Origin of the sequence: Pseudomonas khorasanensis (assembly GCF_014268505.2) — a bacterium.
In the GTDB taxonomy this organism is placed as follows: Bacteria; Pseudomonadota; Gammaproteobacteria; order Pseudomonadales; family Pseudomonadaceae; genus Aquipseudomonas; species Aquipseudomonas khorasanensis.
On sequence record NZ_JABWQP020000009.1, the window covers coordinates 39,106 to 61,958 of the forward strand.

The following is a 22,853-nucleotide window of genomic DNA, read 5'->3' on the forward strand; positions in this document are numbered from 1 at the left end:
CTTTTATTTTTATACGGTGCCCCAGCGAATGTTCAGACCGTTATCGATCTTTATCGGCACGCGCTATACCCGCGCCAAGCGCCGCAATCGCTTTGTTTCGTTCATTTCGATGACCTCGATGATCGGCCTCGCCCTCGGCGTGTTGGCGATGATCGTGGTGCTGTCGGTGATGAATGGCTTCCAGCGCGAAATGAGCTCGCGCATCCTCGGCATGGTGCCTCACGCGACCATCGTCGGCGTAAAGCCGATCGATGACTGGCAACCGGTGGCCGCCGCCGCGATGAAAAATCCCGAAGTGACCGCCGCCGTGCCGTTCACCGAAATGGAAGGCATGCTCTCTTACAAGGGCTCGATGCAGCCGATCCAAATCAGCGGCGTCGATCCGGCGCAGGAAGGTAAGGTGTCGATCGTGGCCCAGCACATCGTGCAGGGCCGTCTCGATGCGTTGAAGCCAGGCGAGTTCGGCGTGGTGATCGGTGAAATCACCGCGCGGCGTTTCCGTCTCAATGTTGGCGACAAAATTACCCTGATCGTCCCGGAAGTCAGCACCGCGCCGGGCGGCATCACGCCGCGCATGCAGCGCCTGAACGTGGTTGGCGTGTTCAAGGTTGGCGCCGAACTTGACGGTTCGATGGGCCTGATTCACGTCGCAGACGCCGCGACCATGCAGCACTGGCAGCCAAATCAGGTGCAGAGCGTGCGTCTGGCGGTGAAGGATCTGTACGCGGCGCCAAAGGTGGCCTCGGACATCGCCAGCGGGCTCGGGGCGCAGTTCAAGGCTGACGACTGGACCCACACCCAGGGCAGTCTGTTCAGCGCGATGAAAATGGAAAAAACCATGATCGGCCTGCTGTTGCTGATGATCGTCGCCGTGGCGGCGTTCAACATCATTGCAACGCTGATCATGGTGGTGAACGACAAGGGCGCAGACATTGCGATCCTGCGCACCATCGGCGCCACGCCTCGACAGATCATGGCGATCTTCATCGTGCAGGGCACGGTGATCGGCATTGTCGGGACCTTGATTGGAGGCGTACTGGGCGTGATTGCGGCGCTCAACGTCAGTGAACTGGTCGGCTGGTTCGAGCGTGTGACCGGCCAGCATATCTTCAGTTCGGACGTGTATTTCGTCAGCAATCTGCCGTCCGAGTTGCAGGGCGGGGATGTGCTGTTGATCTGCTCGGCGGGCTTCATTTTGAGCTTTCTGGCGACGGTGTATCCGGCGTGGCGGGCGGCGAAAATTGAACCGGCTCATGCGTTGAGATATTCGTAACCTTTAAATCGCCTTCGCGAGCAGGCTCGCTCCCACGGGGAAACGCATTCCAACTGTGGGAGCGAGCCTGCTCGCGAAGGGGCCCGACCTGCTGGCCTCACTTCTTCTTGGGCAACTCAATCACAAACCGTGTACAGCTCCCCTCCGATTCGCAACGAATCGTCCCGCCATGGGCACGCACGATCGAATGAGTAATCGCCAAGCCAAGTCCCGCATGTTCGCTGCTGCCTTCCTGACGCGCCGGATCGGCTCGATAAAACCGGTCAAACAAGCGTGGCAATAACTCTGCCGAAACTCCCTCACCACTGTTCTCGACGCAAATGCGCACCGCGTTCGGCTGATCGACAATGGCCAGGCGAACGTAACCCTCAGCCGGCGTAAACCGCAGCGCGTTATCCAGCAAGTTCGACAAGGCCCGGCGCAGCATGCCGCAATCACCGTCGATCTGCGCATTACCCTCGCGACTCAAACTCACGCCTGCGTCTTCCGCCAGCGGCGCAAAAAACTCCAGGAGCATATCCGCCTCATCCGCCAGGTCGAGCGGTTCACGTTTGGGTATCAGCAAACCGTGATCAGCCTTCGCCAGGTAGAGCATGTCATTGACCAGTTGCGCCATCCATTGCAGTTCTTCGAGGTTGCTGTGCAACGCTTCGCGGTAATCCTCGAGCGCCCGTGGGCGGGTGAGGGTGACCTGGGTGTGGGTCAGCAGGTTCGACAGCGGCGTACGCAATTCATGGGCGATGTCGGCGGAGAACGCCGACAGCCGCTGAAAGGAGTCGTCGAGGCGCGCGAGCATGGCGTTGAAGCTGTGGGCCATTTCAGCAAGCTCTGGCGGCATTTGCCCTTCAGGCAGTCGGGCGTTCAGCGAATCTGCGGAAATCCCACGGGCCACCGCGCTCATGCGTCTTAACGGGCGTAACCCGCTGCGTGCGGCCCAGGCGCCCAACAGGGCAGTGGCCAGCGCGGAGAGCCCAACGGTCAGCCAGATCAGATGCTGCATGCGCTGGAGAAAATGCTGGTGGTGCGTGATATCCAGCAACAAGGTCAGGCGCGGCGAGTCCGCCGCGTCCGGGTAGAGCGGGGCGTTGAGTACGCGGTAATCGGTGCCATCGCTGCTGATTGTCGACAAACCCGGTTGCAGCGGCAGGTTCTTCGGAATCTTCACCGAGCTGTCGTACCAGTGCTGGCCGTCGCCGCTGGTGATGCGCAGTGAAAGATCGGCCTGACGACTCAGTTCGTCGGCCAGCCGCGCTTCACGCTGGCCGGGCTGGAGGTCCTGCAAGGCGCGGCGCACGCCGATCAGTTTGCCGTCCAGTTGTTGCTGGTCGAGTTCGATGAAATGCGCCTCGCTGGCGCGATTGAACAATACGCCGGCGACCAGCGAAACCACGGCGGTGCAAGCGGCAAACAGCAGGGCAAGGCGCGAACTCAAGGACAGGCGGCGTATCACAGCGAACGCTCTTCAAGGACGTAGCCCATGCCGCGCACGGTGTGGATCAGCTTGTTGGGGAAGTCGTCGTCGATTTTCAGGCGCAAACGGCGGATCGCCACTTCGATGACATTGGTGTCGCTGTCGAAATTCATGTCCCAGACTTGCGAGGCGATCAATGATTTCGGCAGCACCTCGCCCTGACGACGCAGCAGCATCTCCAGCAAGGCGAATTCCTTGGCGGTCAGGTCGATTCGCTGGCCGCTGCGTTCGACCCGACGGCGGATCAGGTCCAGGCGCAGATCAGCCAGTTGCAGGCTGGTTTCCTGCGCGAGGGTATTGCCGCGACGCAACAGGCTGCGCACCCGGGCGAGCAGTTCGGAGAACGCGAACGGTTTGACCAGATAATCGTCGGCGCCCAGTTCGAGGCCATGAACCCTGTCCTCCACCGCGTCTTTGGCCGTCAGAAAAAGTACCGGTGTGTCGAGGCCCGCACTGCGCACCGCTTGCAGGATCTGCCAGCCACTGCGCCCGGGCAGCATGACGTCGAGGATCAACAGCGAGTAGTCCCCGCTCAACGCCAGTTGCTGGCCACTGTTGCCGTCGGCCACCAGTTCGGTATTGAACCCGGCCTCGGTCAGGCCCTGACGCAGGTATTGGCCGGTTTTTGTTTGGTCTTCGACAATCAACAGTTTCATGGGCGACTCAGCTGGCTCGGGATGCAGGAGGAGGCGAGGGCTTTATACCGTGAGACTGGACGATAAGCGCCAAGCTGACAAAGTTGTAATCTGCCTGTCAGGTCGATGCCAGCGCCGGGTGGCTAGAGTGTCCCACAAGCTCAATCCTCTCTTGTTGGAGCATGACCATGTTTTTGCGTACACCCCTGACGTTGGCTTTCTGTCTGCTGACGTTGAGTTCGCCCGCCTGGGCGACGCCGGCACACACCTATGCCTTCGGTCAACCGGCGCCGGCCAGCCAGGCCTCGCGCAGTGTCGAAATCGTCATGGGCGACATGAGCTTCGATCCAAAGAACCTGCAGATCAAGGCCGGCGAGACGGTTCGCTTTGTTCTGGTGAACAAAGGCCAGTTGTTGCACGAATTCAACCTCGGCGATGCGGCGATGCATGCCAGCCACCAGCAGGAAATGTTGCAGATGCAGCAAAGCGGCATGCTAACGCCGACCGGCATGAAAGAAACGTCCCACGACATGGCAGGCATGGATCACGCCGCGATGGGCCACGGCATGAAGCATGACGACCCCAACAGCGTACTGGTCGAGCCGGGCAAGACTGCCGAGTTGACCTGGACCTTCAGCAAGGCCACGAGCCTGGAGTTTGCCTGCAATATTCCCGGGCATTATCAGGCGGGCATGGTCGGCAAACTGACAGTCAGTCAGTAAGCACTCAAAGGCGCGGGCAAAGGCTGGTAGAATCCGCTGATTATTCAGTCAGGTTTCCGTCATGCATCCCGCAGCCGAACACTCGCCGCTGGGCAAATCCAGCGAATACATCGCCACGTACACGCCGTCCCTGCTGTTCCCGATTCCGCGCACCGCGAAATGGGCCGAGCTGGGCCTGACCGCCGAAACCCTGCCGTACAAGGGCGTCGATTTCTGGAACTGCTTTGAGCTGTCATGGCTGCTGCCATCGGGCAAACCGGTGGTGGCGATCGCTGAATTCAGCATTCCGGCTGACTCGCCGAACATCATCGAGTCCAAGTCGTTCAAGCTGTATCTGAACTCGCTGAACCAGACGCCGTTCGCCGACGTCGCGACGCTGGAAGCAACGCTGGTCAAGGATCTGTCTGCTGCTGCCGGCAAACCTGTGGGCGTGCGAGTTCGCAGTTTGAAGGATGTGGAGGCCGAAGGCGTCGTCGCGTTGCCGGGCGTGTGCATTGACGATCTGGATATCAGCGTCAGCAATTACGAACATCCGCGCCCGGAACTGCTGCGTTGCGATGAGTCGCGGATCGTCGAGGAGAGCGTGCACAGTCACCTGCTCAAATCCAACTGCCCGGTCACCAGCCAGCCAGACTGGGGCAGTGTGGTGGTGCAATATCGCGGCGCGGCGCTGGATCACGCCAGCCTGCTTGAATACATCGTCAGCTTCCGCCAGCACTCCGACTTCCATGAACAGTGCGTGGAGCGGATTTTCCTCGATCTGCAGCGGTTGTTGAAACCCGAGAAACTGACGGTATTCGCACGCTATGTGCGGCGTGGTGGGCTGGATATCAATCCGTATCGCAGCACTGAAAGCATACAGTTGCCGAACCATCGTCTGGTGCGTCAATAACTCCAGATGTAGAAAATCGAACGTGGGAGCGAGCCTGCTCGCGAATGCGTCAGATCAGCCGACATCTGCATCGAATGACACTCCGCTTTCGCGAGCAGGCTCGCTCCCACAAGGGGCTGTGCAAATTTTCGGAAACTAAAAAGCCCTGCCATCGCTGGCAGGGCTTTTTTTGTGCGCTGGGGAATCAGATCCCCATGCTGCCCAGTGTATTGACGATATTGCGCAGGGTGCCGGCAATGGTCGGGTGATCGACTTCGAAACGTTCGACTGCCAGATTCACCCCATCGACGATGCTGGCGTCCTGAGTCGCGGCCTCCAGTTGGATTTGAGATTCAACCTGCTCCATCAGCGCATGCAGATCCTTACGCTCGACTTCCGACAGCGGTGGATTCTGCTCCAGCTGATCGCGCAGGGTATCGAGCTGTTTTTGCAGTTCTTGAGCGGGCATGGTGGTTTCCTTTCATCAATAGGCACTGGCATTGACCGCAGCCGCGCGCCAAAGGTCTATGGCTGACCTTTAGATTAATCCACTCTCGATCACCCTGCATGATCCCGATCAGGGCTTTTCGCCTTTCTGGCGGCGCAAGTTGATGTCCGCAAGGCACGTCTCGAGCTCGCCCAGATGATCGATCACCGAATGCACGCCCAACGCAAACAGCTGCACGGTTGCCTTGCCGCGCAGATGTTCGCGTTCCTTTTGCGAAAGGGCCTGCCACTCGCTGGGGCTCAGGCCGCATAGCGAACCGCAGGAAGCGAGACCAATCGTCCATAAACCGGCGTTCAGGCCGGCCTGCAACAGGCGCGGCTCTCCGCTGACCAGTACGCAACCGTCGAGGCTGCCGACGTTTAATTCCATCAACGCTTGCCAGCAGGCATTCGGCGCTGGCCACGGATTCATTGTTGCCGAATGTTGCGCAGGTTTGATCCACGCCGGCAGTTGGGCTGACAAAGGTTGGGTGAGGGCAGGGGGAAGTTCATCGAGCCACGCGCAGGGAATCTGTTGGCGTTGCAAGCTTTTCAGACTGTCGAGCGCGCCCGGTGTAGCCTCGGCACTCTCCGGCAGCGCAATTTCCTGTCGCAGGGCGCGCGCACCGAAATCCACCAGGCAACCGCTCAGGCCGAACAGCACCGCAGTCAGAGTGGGTGCGTCGACGGGCAACGTTTCGGCGTGAGTCATGGCAGCGTCCCTGAAATAACGCTCAAGACTAGGACTTGGCGATGACAGTTGCGTGACAGGCCTGTGAAAGTGGGCGTAGGAAATTTCCCGCATATCCCTACAGCGACGGACTGCCCAAATCGCCGATTACGCTTATACTAGCGGCCTCAATGCCCGGGCCGAGAGGTCCGCGCCAGTATCAAATCCAAGGAGTTTTTCTATGCGCTGGAGCCCATCGCTCGCTCAGCTAAGTGTATGTGCCGGTCTGCTGCTGGCGCCGTTCGCCACCCAGGCGGCAACGGAAGAAGACCCTTGGGAAAGCGTCAACCGTCCGATCTTCCAGTTCAACGATTTCGTTGACACCTACGCCTTGAAGCCGCTGGCGCAGGGTTATCAGTTCGTCACGCCGCAGTTCGTCGAGGACGGCATCCACAACATGTTCCGCAACGTCGGTGACGTCACCAACCTGGCGAACAACATCCTGCAGGCCAAACCGGCTGCCGCGGGCGTGGATACCGCACGACTGATTTTCAACACCACGTTCGGCCTGCTCGGCTTCTTCGACGTCGGCACCCAGATGGGCTTGAACCGCAGTGACGAAGACTTCGGCCAGACGCTCGGCTACTGGGGCGTGGGCAGCGGTCCTTACGTGATGCTGCCGCTGATGGGACCAAGCACCTTGCGTGACGCACCGTCGAAATACGTCGACGGATTCACCGGCCCATACCGCTACATCAACGACGTGCCGGTGCGTAATTCGATTTTCGGCCTGAACATCGTCGACACCCGTGCCAGCCTGCTGTCCAGCGAGAAGCTGATCAGTGGTGACAAATACACCTTCATCCGCAACGCTTACTTGCAAAACCGCGAGTTCAAGGTGAAGGACGGCCAGGTCGAAGACGATTTTTGATCGCGATCGCTGAATGGAAAGGGCGACCCTCGGGTCGCCCTTTTTCGTCCACGCCAGAGCATCGCCAATCACCGCTGCTACCTTCCATCGGGTTACGCTTGGGACGGTTCTTATAACTCCCGGTGATTTGACAAACAAAGTCGTCAAGCGACAATCGGCGCACGCTTGAAACGCTCTGCGGATGGGAGTACCGTCTGCGCCTTAGAAGGGCACCTCTGCATAACCGCGTGCCAAGCCAAGGCTTGAAAACGGGGCAGCAGAGAGGCTAGAAAGCGAATCCAGTAGTGTGCGCAGGGCCGTTGCCCCGCCAGCTACGCCAACCTAATTCTGGCGCCGTTTGCCCACATGCCAAAAACCAGTGCCACGCTGCTGATAATCGATGATGACGAGGTAGTGCGCGCGAGTCTCGCGGCCTATCTGGAAGACAGTGGTTTCAGCGTTCTGCAGGCCGGCAACGGTCAACAGGGTCTTCAGGTATTCGAGCGCGAAAAGCCCGATCTGGTCATCTGCGATCTGCGTATGCCGCAGATGGGCGGTCTCGAACTCATCCGTCAGGTCACTGAGCGCTCGCCGCAGACGCCGGTCATTGTCGTCTCGGGTGCCGGGGTGATGAACGATGCGGTCGAGGCCTTGCGCCTGGGCGCGGCGGATTACCTGATCAAGCCTCTCGAAGATCTGGCTGTGCTCGAGCACTCCGTGCGCCGGGCCCTGGATCGCGCACGGCTGCTTCTGGAAAACCAGCGTTACCGCGAGAAGCTTGAAAAAGCCAATCGCGAGCTCGAAGCCAGCCTGAACCTGCTCCAGGAAGACCAGAACGCCGGTCGCCAGGTGCAGATGAACATGCTGCCGGAAAGCCCGTGGAGCATCGACGAATTCAACTTTGCACACCAGATCATCCCGTCGCTGTACCTGTCGGGTGATTTTGTCGACTATTTCCGCGTCGACGAGCGTCGGGTCGCGTTTTACCTGGCGGATGTTTCCGGTCATGGCGCTTCGTCAGCCTTCGTCACCGTGCTGCTGAAGTTCATGACCACGCGTTTGCTGTTCGAATCCAAACGCAATGGCACCTTGCCGGAATTCAAGCCTTCGGAAGTGCTCGGTCATATCAACCGGGGGCTGATCAGTTGTAAGCTGGGTAAACACGTCACAATGGTCGGTGGAGTCATCGACGAGGAGACCGGTTTGTTGACCTATAGCATCGGCGGGCATCTGCCGTTGCCTGTGTTGTACACGCCTGACAGTGTTCGTTATCTAGAAGGTCGTGGTTTGCCGGTGGGGCTTTTCAACGAAGCCACCTACGAAGACCACGTGCTTGAGCTGCCGCCGACGTTCAGCCTGACGCTGATGTCTGATGGCATTCTGGACCTTTTGCCAGAAGCAACGCTCAAAGAAAAAGAGGCTGCTTTGCCCGAACGGGTGAAGTCAGCGGGCGGCAGCCTGGATGGTCTGCGGCAAGTGTTTGGTTTGGCCACGCTAGGGGAGATGCCGGATGATATCGCCCTGTTGGTGTTGAGCAGGAATCTTTAATGAGTACCGGTAGAATCCAGTTCGCCGAGCAGGACGGCACCTTCGTCCTGAAGTTCGTCGGTGAAGTTCGCCTGACCCTGTGTTCGGCGTTGGATGCGACTATTGAGAAAATCTTCACCGCGTTGAATTTCAACGCGATCGTGATCGATTTGACCGAAACCCGCAGCATCGACAGCACAACCCTGGGCCTGTTGGCCAAATTGTCGATCCTGTCGCGCCAGAAGGTCGGCCTGTTGCCGACGGTTGTCACCACCCACGAAGACATCACCCGACTGCTGCAGTCGATGGGCTTCGAGCAGGTGTTCAACATCGTCAACCATCCGGTCCCATGCCCGGAGTGCCTGGACGACTTGCCGGACCAGGATCAGTCCGAAGAAGTGGTGCGGATCAAGGTGCTGGAAGCGCACAAGATCCTCATGGGCCTGAACGATTCCAATCGTGAGGCGTTCCATGACCTGGTGAATGCGCTCGAAAGACACTGATGGCTCTGTGGTGAAGGAGCAAGCTCCCTCACCACAGGTGATGCTGCCAGGGAGTTGCGAGTACACAAAAAAGGGCGAACCCTCACAGGTTCGCCCTTTGTGCATTTCACACCCTCAAATCACAGCTTGGCCTGCAACAGGGCCTCAAGCTTCTCCTGGTCGCGAGCAAACTGACGAATGCCTTCAGCCAGTTTCTCGGTGGCCATCGCGTCTTCGTTGGACAACCAGCGGAATTGCGCTTCGTTTAGGCTGACGCGGGCTTCGCCGGCATGACCCGGAGCCAGTTTGCGCTCCAGCTTGCCATTATCTGCGGCGAGCTTTTCGAGCAGTTCCGGGCTGATGGTCAGGCGGTCGCAACCGGCCAGTTGTTCGATTTGGTTGAGGTTGCGAAAGCTCGCGCCCATGACCACGGTTTTGTAGTCATTGGCCTTGTAGTAATTGTAGATGCGGGTCACCGACTGCACGCCCGGATCATCCGCGCCGGTATAGTCGTTACCGTTGGCTTTTTTGTACCAGTCGTAGATGCGGCCCACGAACGGCGAGATCAGGAACACGCCGGCATCGGCGCAGGCGGCGGCCTGGGCGAAGGAGAACAGCAGCGTCAGGTTGGTCTGGATGCCTTCCTTTTCCAGCACTTCGGCGGCGCGAATGCCTTCCCAGGTCGAGGCGATCTTGATCAGCACGCGGTCACGGCCGATGCCGGCCTTGTCGTACAGCTCGATCAGGCGATGCGCGCGCTTGAGCACTGCGTCCTTGTCGAACGACAGACGTGCATCCACTTCGGTGGAAATACGGCCAGGAATGACCTTGAGAATTTCGCCACCGACCGCAACGCCGAAACGATCGCTCGCCAGGCCGACATCGCCTTTGCAATCGCTGACGCAAGCGTTCAGCAACTCGGCGTAACCGTGAATGGCCGCCGCTTTGAGCAGCAGGGAAGGGTTGGTGGTGGCGTCGACCGGTTTGACCCGGGCGATCGCTTCGAAGTCGCCAGTGTCGGCAACAACGGTGGTGAACTGTTTGAGTTGTTCCAGCTTGGAAGTCATGGGCGTGCTCTATCCTATGGGTCTGATGACATTACCCGAGCGCTGACGGGCACTCAAGGGTGCGTAAGTGGATCGATGGCCCCTGCGGCAACAACCTGAAAACGATTGTTTGAAAGGCGGGGCGCGCTGTCGATGAATACGATGCCAAAACAGCCCACAGGTTCAAAGCAACCGACCTGTGAACAGGTCGGTTGCCCGTGACCTAATCGGCCTTCAACAACGGCTCGATCGACAATCTCGCCGGTTTTGCCTGTCCGTCGGACGTCAGCAGGCCGAAGTTCTGCTCGCGTTCGTTGCTGCCAGAAACACTGTTGCGCCATTCATAGATAGAGGTAAGAGGAATCTTGAGCCGTCTGACGTCGCCGATAAACGTGTTGATCCTGGTCGCTTGCCCCTCGATGCCGCCATTGGACGCGAGTGCCGAAACCCCCCATTCACTGATGACCCCTGGCAGATTGAAATTCTGTTGGATAAAGGTCTGCGCGTTGCTGATCTGCGTGGCGGTCATGCCATAGGGATGATAGGAAACCGCGTTCAGGCATTTGGGGTATTCGCTGACGATCCGGTTCATTGCCACTGTCGACGCCGAGCCAGCGGTTGGCGGCCGGGCGAAGCCGAAACCGACGCGCGGCGTTGATTGCGGTTGGCCTTCGAAGGCTTTGCACATACCGGCCATGAACGGCACGAACGTGGTGTCGAAATTGCGCGTCGGCCAGTAGGTTTCCAGGTCTGGCTCGTTCCAGATTTCGATCGCCACCAATTGCGAGCTGTAGGACTTTTCAAGGCCCGTCACCGCGTTGGCAAACGCCCCGCCAGCGGTCGCCAGCTCGGTCGGCGTAGTCGCCGGTATGGCCTTGATGGCGCGCACGGTCAGCAGCACGGGCAACCCGGCCGAACCGGCGGCGGCGAAGGCATCGCTGACCTGTTTCTGATAACTCTTGGCGGTCAGGCTGTCGCTCCATACGCCAAAGCGCACGAAACTGAAGCCTGCCGCTTTGATTTGTTCGGCATCGGCGGCGGTGAAGCTCTGGATCTTCACCTGAACGCCAATGGTCTTGGCTGGAAGATTAGGGAACAGCTCACTGGCGTGAACCTGACTGGTTGCGCCCAACGCCATCAGGGCGAGGGCGCCGAGTTTTTTCAGTTGTGCTGATTTCATGTCTGCTCTCCTGAAGAGAAATGACAACTACGAATATTTATCCCGTTACCCAATTTTCGATAAGGGTGATGGCACTTAGTGCATGAATGTTATTTTTTGTCAGGAAAGAGACAGCTGAAAATCACAGTTATTTTTAGTCCGCTAATTGTGGTTGGGGCGGCTTAAAACGCTGTGGTACTTAATGCTCCTGTACTAACAGGGCGAAGCTATTTCTGAGTGCAGGAAAGTCGTGAGGGTTCATTAACTTTCACCGCATGTTGGCTGTTTGATATTACACAGGAAAGCAAGACTTGTTCAAAAAGATCCTCGTTGTCTGCGTGGGCAATATATGCCGAAGTCCGACGGCAGAGTTACTGCTGCGCAACGCGCTGGGCTCGTCAGCCATCACGGTGTCCTCCGCCGGCCTCTCTGCACGCGTGGGCGAGGGCGTGGAAGCGTCGGCCCGCCAGGTTCTGGAAGAGCATGGCCATAGCGCTGAGACTTTCAAGGCCCGGCAACTGACGTCGGACATCGTTAATGACTCGGACTTGATTCTGGTCATGGAAAAAGCGCACGTAAATCAAGTGCTGAAGATTGCCTCTCACGCCAGAGGCAAAGTGTTTCTGCTCGGCAAGTGGCAGAGCGAGCGCGAAATACAAGACCCGTATCGTCAAGGCAAGGCCGCTTTTGTTCATGCCCACGCATTGATTGAAGATGCTGTTAGTTCATGGGCGCAGCGCCTCGGGCATTGATGAATATTCTTCAGAACAGTGAATGGTAAGAACAGACTTATGCAGTTACCGTCCGTAAACGGCACCCGCGACAGTGATCAAGACAGTATTGATCTGCTCGGCATCTTCGGCAGCCTGATCGACCAGAAATGGCTGATCGGTGCGCTCACCGGTGCCTTCATGGTCACCGGCGTCGCTTATGCGGTTCTGGCAACGCCGGTGTACCTGGCGAACGCGCTGGTGCAGGTCGAACCGAAAAAGAACGACATGCTCGGCTTCTCCGACCTCAACAGCATGCTCGGTGGGCAATCGCCGTCGGTGACCGAAATCGGCATCATCAAATCCCGCGCGGTGATCGGTAAAACCGTTGACGATCTGCGCCTTGATATCGATGTCACGCCCAATACCTTTCCGCTGATTGGCGGCTTCCTCTCACGTCGCTATCGCGGCGACAGCGAGTCCAGCGTTGCGCCGGCACGGTTCGGTCTGAGCAGCTACGCCTGGGGCGGCGAGCGGCTGGAGTTCAACCGGCTCGAACTGCCTAAAGATCTGCTCGGCAAGAAACTCACGCTGATTGCAGGCGAGCAGCAGCGCTTCCAGCTCTTCGATGAAAACGACAATCTGCTCGCCGAAGGCGTGGCGGGCGAAGCCTTTGCCAACGATGGCGTGGAAGGGCAGGTCGCGCACCTGGCGGCCAACCCCGGCACGCGTTTTCAAGTGGTGCGCAACCCGAGGATCGTGACGATTCAGGGCTATCAGGACGCGCTGGATATTTCCGAACAAGGCAAGGAGTCGGGGATTATTCGTCTGGCGCTGGCGAGTCCCGACGCGGCGGAGGCGGTGAAGATTCTCAACAAGATCGCCTCGCTGTACGTTGAGCAAAACGTGCGCCGGACTTCGGCCGAAGCCGCGCAGAGCCTGGCGTTCCTGCAAAGCCAGTTGCCCCAGGTCAAACGCGATCTGGCCAAGGCCAGCGACGCGTTGAATGCCTATCAGACGCGCGGCAAGACCGTGAACATCTCGCTGGAAACCCAGTCGGTGCTCGGCCAGTCGGTGGCCCTTGAAACACGCATTTCCGAGCTGAAAATGCAGCAGGCGGAGCTCGACCGCAAGTTCACCAAACAACACCCGGCCTACCGCGCGCTGATGTCGCAGATCGGCGAGCTGACCCAGCAGCAGAAGTCCCTCGAAGGCAAGGTTCAGGATCTGCCGGCTACCCAGCAGGAACTGCTTAATCTGACCCGCGACGTCGAAGTGGCCTCGCAGATTTACACGCAGTTGCTGAACAAATCCCAGGAGCTGGACATCGTCCGCGCCGGCGCCGTCGGCAACGTGCGTCTGATCGACACCGCCGATGTCGACCTGACCAGCCCGATCAAACCGAAGAAACCGCTGATCGTGCTGATCGCAACGCTGCTCGGTGCATTCGTCGGCGTGGCGCTGGTGCTGCTGCGCAAATCCCTGAGCCGTGGCCTTGAAGGCCCCGAAGGCATCGAGCAATTGGGCCTGCCGGTGTACGCGTCGATTCCCTACAGCGCCTTGCAGGAGGAAGAAGACAACAAAAAGGGCCGCGCCCGTGATGGCGTCGACAAGCCCGCCTATCTGCTGGCGCTACGCAATCCCACGGATCTGTCCATCGAGTCGATCCGCAGCCTGCGCACGTGCCTGCACTTCGCCGGTCTGGATTCGACCAACAACCGCATCATGATTTCCGGGCCGAGCCCGCAGGTCGGCAAGACGTTTGTCTCGTCCAACCTCGCAGCGGTCATGGCCCTGAGCGGTCAGCGCGTGGTGCTGATCGATGCCGACATGCGCAAAGGGCACCTGCACAAAACCCTCAACACACCGATCACCAACGGTTTGTCCGACCTGCTGGTCAAGCGCTGCACGCTTGAGCAGGCGATCAATAAAGTCGAAGTCGACAACCTGCATTTCATCAGCCGTGGCCAGGTGCCGCCCAATCCTTCGGAATTGCTGATGCACGCCAACTTCCGCGAGCTGTTGGCGCAACTCAGCGAACGCTACGACCTGGTGATCATCGACACACCGCCGCTGCTGGCGGTGACAGACGCCGCGATTGTCGGCCGTGAGGCCGGCATCAGCCTGATCGTGACCCGTTTCGGGGTGAACCCGGCCAAAGAGATCGAACTGACCATCCGCCGCTTCGCCCAGAACGGCATCGAGTTGAAAGGCGCGGTGTTCAACGGCGTCGAGAAACGTGCGGCCAGCTATTACGGCGGCACCGGTTATTACAACTACGAATACGCGTCCGACAAAACCTGATGGTTGCCGATTGTTCCTTCCTGTTTGAAGTGGGTGAGTTGTGAAAAAAATATTGCACGTGGCCGAGACGATCAAAGGTGGCGTCGCGACGGTGATCCGCACGATTTCGGCATCGCCCGAAGGTGACGCGGCGAATTACCAATGGGTCTATCTGGTCCCGGAGGATCAGGCCAGGGAACTGCACGGCATCGCGCCGCAGCAGGTGCGCACTTTTCCCCGCAGCGGGCGCAATGTGCCGTCGCTGCTGCGTTTCGCCTGGCGCCTGACCCAAGTGCTGATCAAGGAAAAACCTGACGTCGTGCATTTGCATAGCACCTTTTCCGGGGTGATAGGGCGCTGCGTGTGCGTGCTGTTGCGGCCGTGGCGCAAGCCGAAAATCGTCTACTGCCCGCACGCCTTTTCGTTCCTGATGGAAAGCTCGCCGACCAAACAGAAAGCCTATGCGTGGATCGAGCGTGTCCTGCAGAAGGTCACCGACGTGATCATTTGCGTCAGCCAGTACGAGCTGGATAAAGCGGCGCGGTTTGGCATCGAGCGCAAGCGCATGAAGCTCGTCTACAACGGCATTCATCGCAAGGAAGACATGCCGAAAAGCGCGGGGAGCGAGCCGATTCATCTGTTGTTCGTCGGGCGCCTCGACTATCAAAAAGGCTTCGACGTGCTGCTCAAGGCCTACGCCAAGGTCAATCGCAGCGACCTGAAACTGACGGTCGTCGGCAGTGCCGTCAACGAGGATTCGGTCGAATGCCCGCCGATGGACTCGGTTGAATATCTGCCGTGGGTAACGCCGACGGAAGTGCAGGCGCTGTATCAAAAAGCCGATGCGCTCATCGTGCCCAGTCGCTGGGAAGGTTTTGCCATGGTGCCGCTGGAAGGCATGGCGATGGGGCTGCCGGTGATTGCGAGCAACTGCACCTCGCTGCCTGAGCTGGTCACCAACGAGGTGTCCGGCTACGTCTTTCCGTCCGGCGATCACCAGGCGCTGGCCGATGTGCTGACGATCATCCAGAAGCCGCGCCTGCTCGACCTCGGCAATGAAGGCCGGAGCATCGTGCGCGAACGCTTCAGCGCCGCGTTGATGATCCGCCAGACCTACGATCTGTATCACGCTCCCACTTATTAAGTAGAACTCAGCTTATGAACGTAACGATTTTGCATGGCTACAGTGCGTCCAACTCCGGTGACGGTCTGCTTGTCGATCTGGCCATTGCCCTGGTGCAGCGCAACTTTGGCGAGGACACCTCGATCAACGTCGTGGCGTCCGATCCTGAGTCCTTCAGCTATTTGCCGCACCCGCGTTTTGATGCGCCGGTAATGGCCGCCAAAGGTCTGGGTCGGGTCAAGCAGGCTGTGTTCCTCAATCAGTCCTACGCGGGGCTGGCGGATCTGCTGAAAAAAACCGACCTGATCGTGGGCGTGGGCGGCGGCTACATGCGTTCAAAAAGCGCGTTCGAGCACATCAAATTGAAGCTCGGCCACGCCAAGCAACTGGAAACCGCGATCCTCAGCAAGGTGCCTTCGGTGTACCTGCCGCAGAGCATCGGCCCGTTCCATGGCGAAAGCGGCAAGATCGTCGAGCATTACGCCAGCGCCGATGCGGTGTTCGTGCGCGACAATCGCTCTTCGGCAATTTTCGACGCTTATGAAAACGTCTATCGCGCGCCGGACCTGGCCGTTCAATCACTGGCGAGCAAGATTCTTCAGCAACCGAAATTCACCCGCTGCGCGGCCTCGCCGGCGACGGTGTGTGTAGTGCTGCGCAAGCCGCCGGAGTGGAGCAAAGAGAAGAAGGTCGCTTACGTGGCCAATCTGAAATTGCTGCTGCAGCGCCTGAAGAACAAAAGCAAAGTGGTCTGCGCCGTGCAAAGCGCTGTACGCGGCAACGATGACGGCGCGTTCTACCGCGAGCTGGGCATCAGCGAAGACCTGTTGTCCTTGAAGGCGACCATCGCCAAATACCAGCCGGACCTGGTCATCTCGGTGCGCTTGCACGGCGCCATCGAATCGCTGCTCTCCGGCGTCCCGGCCTACCACATCAGCTACGAGCGCAAAGGCTTCGGCGCCTATCAGGACATGGGCGTGGAGGACTGGGTGATCAATGGCGGCGACATCGATGTCGACACCATCATCAATACGGTCTACGCACCGAATGCCCTGTCGGATTTCGGCAAGCGTCTGACTGACACCTGCCGAGAGATTGAAGCAAAAACCGTGGCCATGGACGAGATCATCAAGGGTGTCGTTCGATGATATTTCGGCTGTTGCTTCGCGGCGGAGCCTTGGGCGCGAAGTTCTTGCTGGTGTTGGCCATCACTCATTACCTGGGTTATGAGGCGTTGGGCTTTTACGGCGTGGTGGTCGCGGCGTCGTTGATCGCCTCGAAGTTTTACAGCGTCGGGTTCAGTTCTGAAATCAATCGGCTGATCAGTGTCGGCGGCAGTTCGCGGCGAGTGGTCGATAAAGTCCTGCTGCTGTATCTGGCGGTGGGGCTGTTGTTGTCGGTGCTGACCGTACTGATTTATTCCCTGTTCCAGTCGGTGGAAGCGACCGCCACGCTGATCCTTTGCGTGACGCTGGTGCTGCTCACCGAGCATCTGTCGTTCGAAATCAATTCCTTCGTGTTTTCGGCGCAGAAAGCCACGGCCGGCGCCTTGCTGTTCTTCATCAAGACCGGGCTGTGGGCGGTGTTGGCGGTAGGTGGAATGATGCTCGGCTGGGTCGCCGGCATAGCCAGTGTGTTGTGGCTGTGGGTGGCTGCCAACGTGCTGGTGATTGTCGCCGGTTACCTGATTGTGGCGAAGGTGCACAAGGGTCGCGAAGCGGCAGCGCTGGACACCGCGACCGTGTGGAAGGCCGGATTGCCGTTCTATCTCGGCACCGGTTTGATCGCGCTGAGTCAGTACGCCGAGCGCTTTCTGATCATTGATCTGGAACCCTATGCCAGCCTCGGTAAATACGTGTACGCGTGGTCGGCGGCCAACACCTTGCAGGCGTTGTCGTATGCGGTGGTGGCAGTGGTTGGCATTCCGATGCTCGCCAAGCGTTTTCAGGCTGATCAGCAGGCATTTACGGTCAAGCAACTGTTCGTGAATAAATGGGTGCTGCGCTCGCTCGCGGTGTCCGCCGTCGTGGCCGTGGCGATCTATGTGTTTTTCAACGTGGTGCTCGATTACGTCGCCACCAGCGTTCCGCGCCCCGATAACGCCATCCTCGCTGTGCTGATTTTTTCCTTCGCTTTGCGCGCGATCGGCGACATCGTCTGGGGCGGTTTGATTGCCTCGAAAAACAGCCGGGTATCGCTCGCCAGCGCGGCGATTTGTCTGCTGATTTCGGTGCCGGTCAGTTATTTGCTGATCAAGCATTACTCGATCTATGGCGCCGCGTGGGGCAACGTCTTTGCGGTCGTTGTACAGCTCGGCGTGATTGCGTTGTTGACCCATGTCAGCGGCAAGAAGAAGGCTGCCCTGTCATGGGCCTGAAGTTGCCGCGCATCGAATTTCGCGGGCGCGCATTCGATTCTTCGATCTCGTTTCTGATCCTCTTCACCGGGCTGTTTCTGTCCGTCGCGATGCCGCTGCTGGTGCCCCGCGATCCCGGGCCGGATGCGATGACCTTGTGGTCGTCCTATGCCCGTGCCGACAACTGCAATTTCTGGAACCCGTTCTCGCCGGATCGTTCGTCCTACGAGTGTTCGGCGTTCCTGCTGCGGCCCACCGGGATCAACCTGACCAATGCCTGGGCCTATGGCATGTTCTGCAATTTCTTCCTCACGGCGATACCGGTGGTGGTGTTTCGGCGCATGCCGCTGACCATCTTCGGCACCCTGTGCCTGTGGGGCATCGTGCGTTCGTTTTTCCTTGAGAACCTGACCAAGGAAATCATCGTGTCGGTGGCGGTTCTGAGCATTCTGCTCAGCTCGTTGACGCGCAAATATCGCGGCGGCTTTTTCTTTTCGGCGGTGATCTATGGCGTGCTGATCCGGCCGTACTGGATTCTGTTTTCGCTGTCGTGGGTCGGTGTTTGCGTGATGAAAAAATACGTGTCGCGCTTCACCTTCTTTTTGATGCTGTTCCTGTTCTACCTGGCGGTGGCGATGGCGATTCAGATCGCACTCGGCTTTCCCGTGTCGTCGATCCGTGCCAGCAACAACGAACTGCGCACGGCGGGCGAAGAGGGCTCCAAGTCGCTGATCGTTTCATGGCTCAGCGGCAGCGACTTCGTGTCTCAGGCGCTGGATTCGATGATTATTTTCTTCCGGCTGTCGTTCCCGGTGGAGCTGATTCTGTTGTCCGGGCCGGGGCAGGTGATCTTCGTCGCGCTGATGATCATGACCGCGCTGCTGCTGTTCAAAGTCATCACCTCGACCGATTACAAAGGCGCGCCGATCCAGACCAAACCCAAGGAACTGATCGCGATTCCGCTGGCGTTTCTGTTGGTGCAAGGCTTGTTCGAGCCGGACTTCGGCTCCTTCGCCCGACACTTCTCGATGGTGGTGCCGGTGTTGTTCGTGGGACTGGGGTTGATGCTGCGCGCAAACAAACCGACGCAGGTCGAATCAAGAATTCTCACTTAAGGCAGGTGCTCTATGTCGAGCAATAAAAAATCCCTGGAGATTGAAACCCTGCGCGGCCTGGCGTGCCTGCTGCTGGTGCTCTATCACGTCATCGGCCCGCTGGGTGGCGGCTTGAAAATCGACATCGGTTCGCCGTTCAGGGTGATCGCCGATTCGATGGTGTACGTGCGCATGCCGCTGTTCACCTTCATTTCCGGGTACATCTATTCGATCTACAAAATCCGCGGTAATGACTTTCCCTCGTTTTTCTCCGGCAAGGTGCGGCGCCTGATCGTGCCGCTGTTTTGCGTCGGCGTGCCGTTCTCGGTGTTGCAAGCCGTCGGGCCGGGGGTGAACAAGGACGTCGGCGTGATCGATGCCTTGTTGTCGTTCTGGGTGCCAATCAATCACTTCTGGTTTCTGCAGGCAGTGTTCATCATTTTCATGTTCGTCGGCTTGCTGGAATGGCGCGGCATGCTGCGTTCGGCAACGCGCCTGTATGGGCTGTTCGCGTTTGCGGCGCTGTTGTTCTTGCTGCCGCCGTTCCCGCTCGACGCGTTCGGCATCAACGGTGCAATTTACCTGCTGCCGTTTTTTGTCGCGGGGATGATTGGCCAGGAAAATGTCGATGCGTTGAAGCAGCGCTTCAAGGTGATCGGGCCGCTGCTGTTCGTGTTGATTTCGCTGACGCTGCTGTATGTCGCGGCGATCGATCGCGAGCTGATTGTTGACCGGCGCAGTGTGATAGGCCTGACTGTCGGCTGTGTGTCTTGCATAGCCTTGCTGTCGAGTGACATGCGTTCGAAGGCGCTGACCTGGCTGGGCGGGTATTCCTACGCGATTTTCCTGTTCCATGTGCTGTTCGCCGCGACTTCGCGGTTTGTACTTGGGCGGCTTGGCGTGAAAGATGAAAGCCTGCTGGTGCTCGGTGGTCTGAGTTGCGGTTTGCTCGGGCCGGTGGTGTTGGCGATGGTGTTCAGTCGCTTCAATTTCACCTCTGTGCTGTTCCTCGGAGAGCGCGCGACGAAGCGGAAACCGTTGGCGCCGATCACCCCGGTAGTACAAACGCAATCATCCCTGTAGGCGCTGCGGCACGCTGCGATCTTTTGCTGTTGCTTGCAAAGATCACAAGATCGCAGCCTCGTTTCACTCGTCAGCTCCTACAGTGGATCTGTGCAAGTCACGCCATCTCCGCTCGCGAAGAGGCCATCACAGACAAAGGAAATATTGAATGTTGCCAGTAGATGACGCGCAACCAGTCGCCGCGTCGGTAATCGAAGTCGGCGATGCCCGCGAGCGTTTCGCGCAGTGGCGCGAGGGCAAGGCCGGCAAGGTGTTGTCGGTCTCGGTGATCGGCGACAGTTATACCGCCGGGCAGGATTTCTACCTGAACAAGCTGGTGCAGCGGGTGGCGGGGGAGGTGGGGTTCGCCGGGCCCGGTTATATCGGTTTCAACCACGGCGCGGCGTTGGGCGGCACGCATTTCAAGTACACCCGCAGCAGCGAGAAATATTTCGGTGGCGACTGGAAAGTTTCAGGCCTGGGCCAGGCGAGCCCGGACAGCCGCACGGTGACCGGCAAACCGGGCGCCTGGTTGCAGGTCGACGCTGGCCCGACATCCACCCTCGATACCGCCGTCACGCAGGCGAAACTGCTCTATCTGGGCAACGGCGAGAGCAGCGAAATCCGCTACCGCTGGACCACCTCGCAAGACTGGCGGCCGTTAAAACTCGAAGGCTCGGGCGTCCAGGAGATCGCACTCCCCGGCGCACCCAGCGCCGCAGACTGGTCCTTCAAATTGCAAGTGGTGAAAGGCGCGCCCACCCTGTTCGGCCTGTGGATGAGCAACGATAAGGCGGGCGTGCGGGTGTCGAAGCTCGCGGCCTCCGGTGCGGCGTCCGCCGACTTTTATCACAAGGATCCGCAGTGGCAGACGCAGTGGAAAACCGTGGTGTCGAAAATCCCCGCTGACGTTTACCTGATCATGCTCGGCGGAAACGATCAGGGTTTTGGCGTGAAGCCAGCGCAGTATTTACAGAACGTGCAGGGGCTGGTGAGCATGCTGCGCGAGATTCAGCCGGCGGCGAGTATCAACTTGATCATGCGCCAGGACACGACGCGTTCCAGCGCTTATCCCATGTCGGCGTATGCGCAGGCGCTTGAGCCGTGGGCGCGCGAACAGCGTCTGGGTTACGCCAATCTGCAATGCGCGTTCGGCCCCGACGTCAAACGCTACGCCGCTGCGATGATCGGCCCGGACAAGATTCACCCGCTGCCGGCCACGGGCGGGAAGGTGATAGCCGATTATTTTTATGGCTGGATAACTGGCACGAGTACCGGGTGCGACGACTCGCCACCCTGATCATTCCCACGCTCCGCGTGGGAACGATCATTGTCGGCAGCTCCTACAGGGGGCTGAACGTGTCGACTTCATGCAGCAGCTCGTCGAGCTTCTGCGGCATCAACCGGGTATCGCAACGGGTTTCCACGTTGATGATGATCGCCGGGTCGTTGCAGCAGATCCGCACGCGAAAGCGCCAGTCGCTGAAGATGACTTTCAGGCCGTCGCGGTCATCCATTTCCAGCGCCCGGTCACCGTACAGCGCCTTCAGGTGAGCGATCAGGGGATAGGGGTCGCGCATCGGCCGACGAATATCTCCCGAGGCGGGAAACACGCCGATCCGCTCCACCAGCAGAATCGTGCCCAGCCAGGTTTCGTTGGCGCTGGGCAGCGGTTGATGGCGCGACAACCAGCTCATCACCCCGAGGTTGCCCACCTCACGTTCAATCTCTGTCGAATGTTGTGCAATGTTCATGGTTGCCTGCCTGTGGGGAGTGGAAAGCCGTCTCAGCGGCCCTTGAGGTACACGTTCTCGTAGCAGAAGTTGGTCGCCTGCAGATAACCCTCGGCGTCGCCGCAGTCGAAGCGCAGACCTTTGAACTTGTAGGCCAGCACGCAGCCGTTCTGCGCCTGTTTCATCAACGCGTCGGTGATCTGGATTTCGCCGCCCTTGCCCGGTTGGGTGTCGGCGATCAGGTCAAAAATATCCGGCGTGAGGATGTAGCGACCGATGATCGCTAGGTTCGACGGCGCGTCTTGCGGTGCCGGTTTCTCGACCATGTTGTTCACACGGTAGATGCCGTCGGAAATCAGCTCGCCGGCGATCACGCCGTACTTGTGGGTCTGGTCGGCCGGGACTTCCTGAATGGCGACGATCGAGCAGCGGAATTTCTTGTAAAGCTGGATCATCTGCGAGAGCACGCCGTCGCCCTCCAGGTTCAGGCACAGGTCGTCGGCCAGGACCACGGCGAATGGCTCGTCGCCGATCAATGGACGACCGCTGAGAATCGCGTGGCCCAGGCCCTTCATTTCCACTTGGCGGGTGTAGGAGAAGGTGCAGGTGTCGATCAGCTCGCGGGTGCCCGCCAGGAACTTCTCTTTTTCGGTGCCGCGAATCTGGTGCTCAAGTTCGTAGCTGATGTCGAAGTGATCTTCCAGCGCGCGCTTGCCCCGGCCGGTGACGATGGCCATGTGTTGCAGGCCGGCGTCCCGCGCTTCTTCAACGGCGTATTCGATCAACGGCTTGTTGACGATCGGTAGCATCTCTTTGGGCATGGCTTTGGTGGCCGGCAAGAAACGCGTGCCGTAGCCGGCAGCGGGGAACAAACATTTACGAATCATAAAAGCATCCTGGACAGTCAAGGAACACAGGCGACGGTTGCAGGCCAAGAGGAATGGCTGCAAGTTCAATGAAGTTGAAGGCTTACTTTAATACCTGAATCAGGTCGTTAATGGCAATTAGTTGCGGGGTTAAAAGGTGGCAATGTTAGTAGATGTCGGTCGCAGCGTTATCAGTTATTTTTAGTCGGTATCTGTTGATAGTGAAGAGTGCGCGGGGAGTGCTAATAAGTACCCGGCAATACAGTTTGCACTGGCAAAATATTTATTGCCAGTGGTTGAACTAATTTTGCTTGATGTTGTTGTCGCCTTGTTTGTGTGGCGTGCTCCACATATCCGCCAGGCAGGGCTTGACA

22 protein-coding genes are annotated in these 22,853 nt (G+C 58.8%); 14 read left to right on the plus strand and 8 right to left on the minus strand.

The window, feature by feature from the left end; genetic code table 11:
• Positions 1 to 28: 28 nt before the first annotated feature.
• Complete coding sequence (locus HU727_RS18160; protein WP_186533536.1) at positions 29 to 1,273, plus strand: lipoprotein-releasing ABC transporter permease subunit; 1,245 nt, start codon at positions 29 to 31, stop codon at positions 1,271 to 1,273.
• 97 nt (positions 1,274 to 1,370) lie between these two features.
• Here HU727_RS18160 and HU727_RS18165 read toward each other — a convergent pair whose 3' ends face one another.
• Positions 1,371 to 2,720, minus strand: a complete 1,350-nt coding sequence (locus HU727_RS18165) for a heavy metal sensor histidine kinase (protein WP_186533563.1) — start codon at positions 2,718 to 2,720, stop codon at positions 1,371 to 1,373.
• Positions 2,720 to 3,400, minus strand: a complete 681-nt coding sequence (locus HU727_RS18170) for a heavy metal response regulator transcription factor (protein WP_186533535.1) — start codon at positions 3,398 to 3,400, stop codon at positions 2,720 to 2,722. Before HU727_RS18170 ends, HU727_RS18165 begins: the two co-directional genes overlap by 1 nt.
• A 167-nt stretch (positions 3,401 to 3,567) precedes the next feature.
• Here HU727_RS18170 and copI point away from each other — a divergent pair, with 167 nt between their 5' ends.
• Together copI and queF are read left to right on the plus strand one after the other, a co-directional pair.
• A complete protein-coding gene (gene copI, locus HU727_RS18175) occupies positions 3,568 to 4,101 on the plus strand; it encodes a copper-resistant cuproprotein CopI (RefSeq protein WP_186533534.1) in 534 nt (177 codons plus the stop codon).
• 61 nt (positions 4,102 to 4,162) lie between these two features.
• Entirely contained in the window at positions 4,163 to 4,993 is an 831-nt protein-coding gene (gene queF, locus HU727_RS18180) for an NADPH-dependent 7-cyano-7-deazaguanine reductase QueF (protein ID WP_186533533.1), read from the plus strand.
• A 184-nt stretch (positions 4,994 to 5,177) separates the two neighbouring features.
• Here the strand turns inward: queF and HU727_RS18185 are convergent, their stop codons facing one another.
• Positions 5,178 to 5,441, minus strand: coding sequence for a DUF4404 family protein (locus HU727_RS18185; protein WP_186533532.1), 264 nt, complete (start codon positions 5,439 to 5,441; stop codon positions 5,178 to 5,180).
• A gap of 108 nt (positions 5,442 to 5,549) precedes the next feature.
• Positions 5,550 to 6,170, minus strand: a complete 621-nt coding sequence (gene pcrP, locus HU727_RS18190; protein ID WP_186533531.1) for an HAD superfamily inactivated hydrolase PcrP — start codon at positions 6,168 to 6,170, stop codon at positions 5,550 to 5,552.
• Between the two features lie 199 nt (positions 6,171 to 6,369).
• Here pcrP and HU727_RS18195 point away from each other — a divergent pair, with 199 nt between their 5' ends.
• The 3 genes from HU727_RS18195 (at position 6,370) to rssC (ending at position 9,068) form a co-directional block, all read left to right on the plus strand.
• Positions 6,370 to 7,059: an MlaA family lipoprotein gene (locus HU727_RS18195; RefSeq protein ID WP_186533530.1), complete on the plus strand. Its 690-nt coding sequence runs from the start codon at positions 6,370 to 6,372 to the stop codon at positions 7,057 to 7,059.
• A gap of 345 nt (positions 7,060 to 7,404) precedes the next feature.
• On the plus strand, positions 7,405 to 8,586 hold the full coding sequence (gene rssB / locus HU727_RS18200) for a two-component system response regulator RssB (RefSeq protein WP_186533529.1): 1,182 nt from the start codon (positions 7,405 to 7,407) through the stop codon (positions 8,584 to 8,586).
• Positions 8,586 to 9,068 (plus strand): anti-sigma factor antagonist RssC, encoded by a 483-nt coding sequence (gene rssC, locus HU727_RS18205; protein WP_003226553.1) that lies wholly within the window; start codon positions 8,586 to 8,588, stop codon positions 9,066 to 9,068. Before rssB ends, rssC begins: the two co-directional genes overlap by 1 nt.
• A 119-nt stretch (positions 9,069 to 9,187) precedes the next feature.
• Here rssC and tal read toward each other — a convergent pair whose 3' ends face one another.
• Positions 9,188 to 10,114 carry a transaldolase gene (gene tal / locus HU727_RS18210; protein WP_186533528.1) on the minus strand — a complete coding sequence of 309 codons (927 nt, stop codon included), beginning with the start codon at positions 10,112 to 10,114 and terminating at the stop codon, positions 9,188 to 9,190.
• 202 nt (positions 10,115 to 10,316) lie between these two features.
• Positions 10,317 to 11,273, minus strand: coding sequence for a cellulase family glycosylhydrolase (locus HU727_RS18215; protein ID WP_186533527.1), 957 nt, complete (start codon positions 11,271 to 11,273; stop codon positions 10,317 to 10,319).
• A gap of 290 nt (positions 11,274 to 11,563) precedes the next feature.
• On the opposite strand from HU727_RS18215, the gene HU727_RS18220 reads away from it, so the two are divergent.
• The 8 genes from HU727_RS18220 (at position 11,564) to HU727_RS18255 (ending at position 21,180) form a co-directional block, all read left to right on the plus strand.
• Complete coding sequence (locus HU727_RS18220; RefSeq protein WP_186533526.1) at positions 11,564 to 12,004, plus strand: low molecular weight protein-tyrosine-phosphatase; 441 nt, start codon at positions 11,564 to 11,566, stop codon at positions 12,002 to 12,004.
• Positions 12,005 to 12,043: 39 nt separating this feature from the next.
• On the plus strand, positions 12,044 to 14,266 hold the full coding sequence (locus HU727_RS18225) for a polysaccharide biosynthesis tyrosine autokinase (protein WP_186533525.1): 2,223 nt from the start codon (positions 12,044 to 12,046) through the stop codon (positions 14,264 to 14,266).
• A gap of 40 nt (positions 14,267 to 14,306) precedes the next feature.
• The gene (locus HU727_RS18230) at positions 14,307 to 15,389 is read left to right on the plus strand and encodes a glycosyltransferase (RefSeq protein WP_186533524.1); all 1,083 of its coding nucleotides are present in this window, start codon (positions 14,307 to 14,309) and stop codon (positions 15,387 to 15,389) included.
• Between the two features lie 14 nt (positions 15,390 to 15,403).
• Complete coding sequence (locus tag HU727_RS18235; protein ID WP_186533523.1) at positions 15,404 to 16,516, plus strand: polysaccharide pyruvyl transferase family protein; 1,113 nt, start codon at positions 15,404 to 15,406, stop codon at positions 16,514 to 16,516.
• Entirely contained in the window at positions 16,513 to 17,745 is a 1,233-nt protein-coding gene (locus HU727_RS18240) for an MATE family efflux transporter (protein ID WP_186533522.1), read from the plus strand. Before HU727_RS18235 ends, HU727_RS18240 begins: the two co-directional genes overlap by 4 nt.
• Positions 17,736 to 18,839 carry a hypothetical protein gene (locus tag HU727_RS18245; RefSeq protein WP_186533521.1) on the plus strand — a complete coding sequence of 368 codons (1,104 nt, stop codon included), beginning with the start codon at positions 17,736 to 17,738 and terminating at the stop codon, positions 18,837 to 18,839. Before HU727_RS18240 ends, HU727_RS18245 begins: the two co-directional genes overlap by 10 nt.
• A gap of 12 nt (positions 18,840 to 18,851) precedes the next feature.
• Entirely contained in the window at positions 18,852 to 19,901 is a 1,050-nt protein-coding gene (locus HU727_RS18250) for an acyltransferase family protein (RefSeq protein ID WP_186533520.1), read from the plus strand.
• 148 nt (positions 19,902 to 20,049) lie between these two features.
• Complete coding sequence (locus tag HU727_RS18255; protein WP_186533519.1) at positions 20,050 to 21,180, plus strand: SGNH/GDSL hydrolase family protein; 1,131 nt, start codon at positions 20,050 to 20,052, stop codon at positions 21,178 to 21,180.
• A 43-nt stretch (positions 21,181 to 21,223) separates the two neighbouring features.
• Here HU727_RS18255 and HU727_RS18260 read toward each other — a convergent pair whose 3' ends face one another.
• Positions 21,224 to 21,634 carry a mannose-1-phosphate guanylyltransferase gene (locus tag HU727_RS18260; RefSeq protein ID WP_186533518.1) on the minus strand — a complete coding sequence of 137 codons (411 nt, stop codon included), beginning with the start codon at positions 21,632 to 21,634 and terminating at the stop codon, positions 21,224 to 21,226.
• Between the two features lie 32 nt (positions 21,635 to 21,666).
• A complete protein-coding gene (gene galU / locus HU727_RS18265; RefSeq protein ID WP_126364920.1) occupies positions 21,667 to 22,500 on the minus strand; it encodes a UTP--glucose-1-phosphate uridylyltransferase GalU in 834 nt (277 codons plus the stop codon).
• Between the last annotated feature and the right edge of the window lie 353 nt (positions 22,501 to 22,853).

Bases quoted from the DNA above. Each gene is read 5' to 3' on its own strand.
- HU727_RS18240 (WP_186533522.1), top strand. From the start codon at position 16,513: ATGATATTTCGGCTGTTGCTTCGCGGCGGAGCCTTGGGCGCGAAGTTC.
- queF (WP_186533533.1), top strand. From the start codon at position 4,163: ATGCATCCCGCAGCCGAACACTCGCCGCTGGGCAAATCCAGCGAATAC.
- HU727_RS18160 (WP_186533536.1), top strand. From the start codon at position 29: ATGTTCAGACCGTTATCGATCTTTATCGGCACGCGCTATACCCGCGCC.
- copI (WP_186533534.1), top strand. From the start codon at position 3,568: ATGTTTTTGCGTACACCCCTGACGTTGGCTTTCTGTCTGCTGACGTTG.
- HU727_RS18235 (WP_186533523.1), top strand. From the start codon at position 15,404: ATGAACGTAACGATTTTGCATGGCTACAGTGCGTCCAACTCCGGTGAC.
- rssB (WP_186533529.1), top strand. From the start codon at position 7,405: ATGCCAAAAACCAGTGCCACGCTGCTGATAATCGATGATGACGAGGTA.
- HU727_RS18170 (WP_186533535.1), bottom strand. From the start codon at position 3,400: ATGAAACTGTTGATTGTCGAAGACCAAACAAAAACCGGCCAATACCTG.
- HU727_RS18255 (WP_186533519.1), top strand. From the start codon at position 20,050: ATGTTGCCAGTAGATGACGCGCAACCAGTCGCCGCGTCGGTAATCGAA.
- HU727_RS18215 (WP_186533527.1), bottom strand. From the start codon at position 11,273: ATGAAATCAGCACAACTGAAAAAACTCGGCGCCCTCGCCCTGATGGCG.
- tal (WP_186533528.1), bottom strand. From the start codon at position 10,114: ATGACTTCCAAGCTGGAACAACTCAAACAGTTCACCACCGTTGTTGCC.
- HU727_RS18250 (WP_186533520.1), top strand. From the start codon at position 18,852: ATGTCGAGCAATAAAAAATCCCTGGAGATTGAAACCCTGCGCGGCCTG.
- HU727_RS18185 (WP_186533532.1), bottom strand. From the start codon at position 5,441: ATGCCCGCTCAAGAACTGCAAAAACAGCTCGATACCCTGCGCGATCAG.
- pcrP (WP_186533531.1), bottom strand. From the start codon at position 6,170: ATGACTCACGCCGAAACGTTGCCCGTCGACGCACCCACTCTGACTGCG.
- HU727_RS18245 (WP_186533521.1), top strand. From the start codon at position 17,736: ATGGGCCTGAAGTTGCCGCGCATCGAATTTCGCGGGCGCGCATTCGAT.
- HU727_RS18195 (WP_186533530.1), top strand. From the start codon at position 6,370: ATGCGCTGGAGCCCATCGCTCGCTCAGCTAAGTGTATGTGCCGGTCTG.
- galU (WP_126364920.1), bottom strand. From the start codon at position 22,500: ATGATTCGTAAATGTTTGTTCCCCGCTGCCGGCTACGGCACGCGTTTC.
- rssC (WP_003226553.1), top strand. From the start codon at position 8,586: ATGAGTACCGGTAGAATCCAGTTCGCCGAGCAGGACGGCACCTTCGTC.
- HU727_RS18260 (WP_186533518.1), bottom strand. From the start codon at position 21,634: ATGAACATTGCACAACATTCGACAGAGATTGAACGTGAGGTGGGCAAC.
- HU727_RS18225 (WP_186533525.1), top strand. From the start codon at position 12,044: ATGCAGTTACCGTCCGTAAACGGCACCCGCGACAGTGATCAAGACAGT.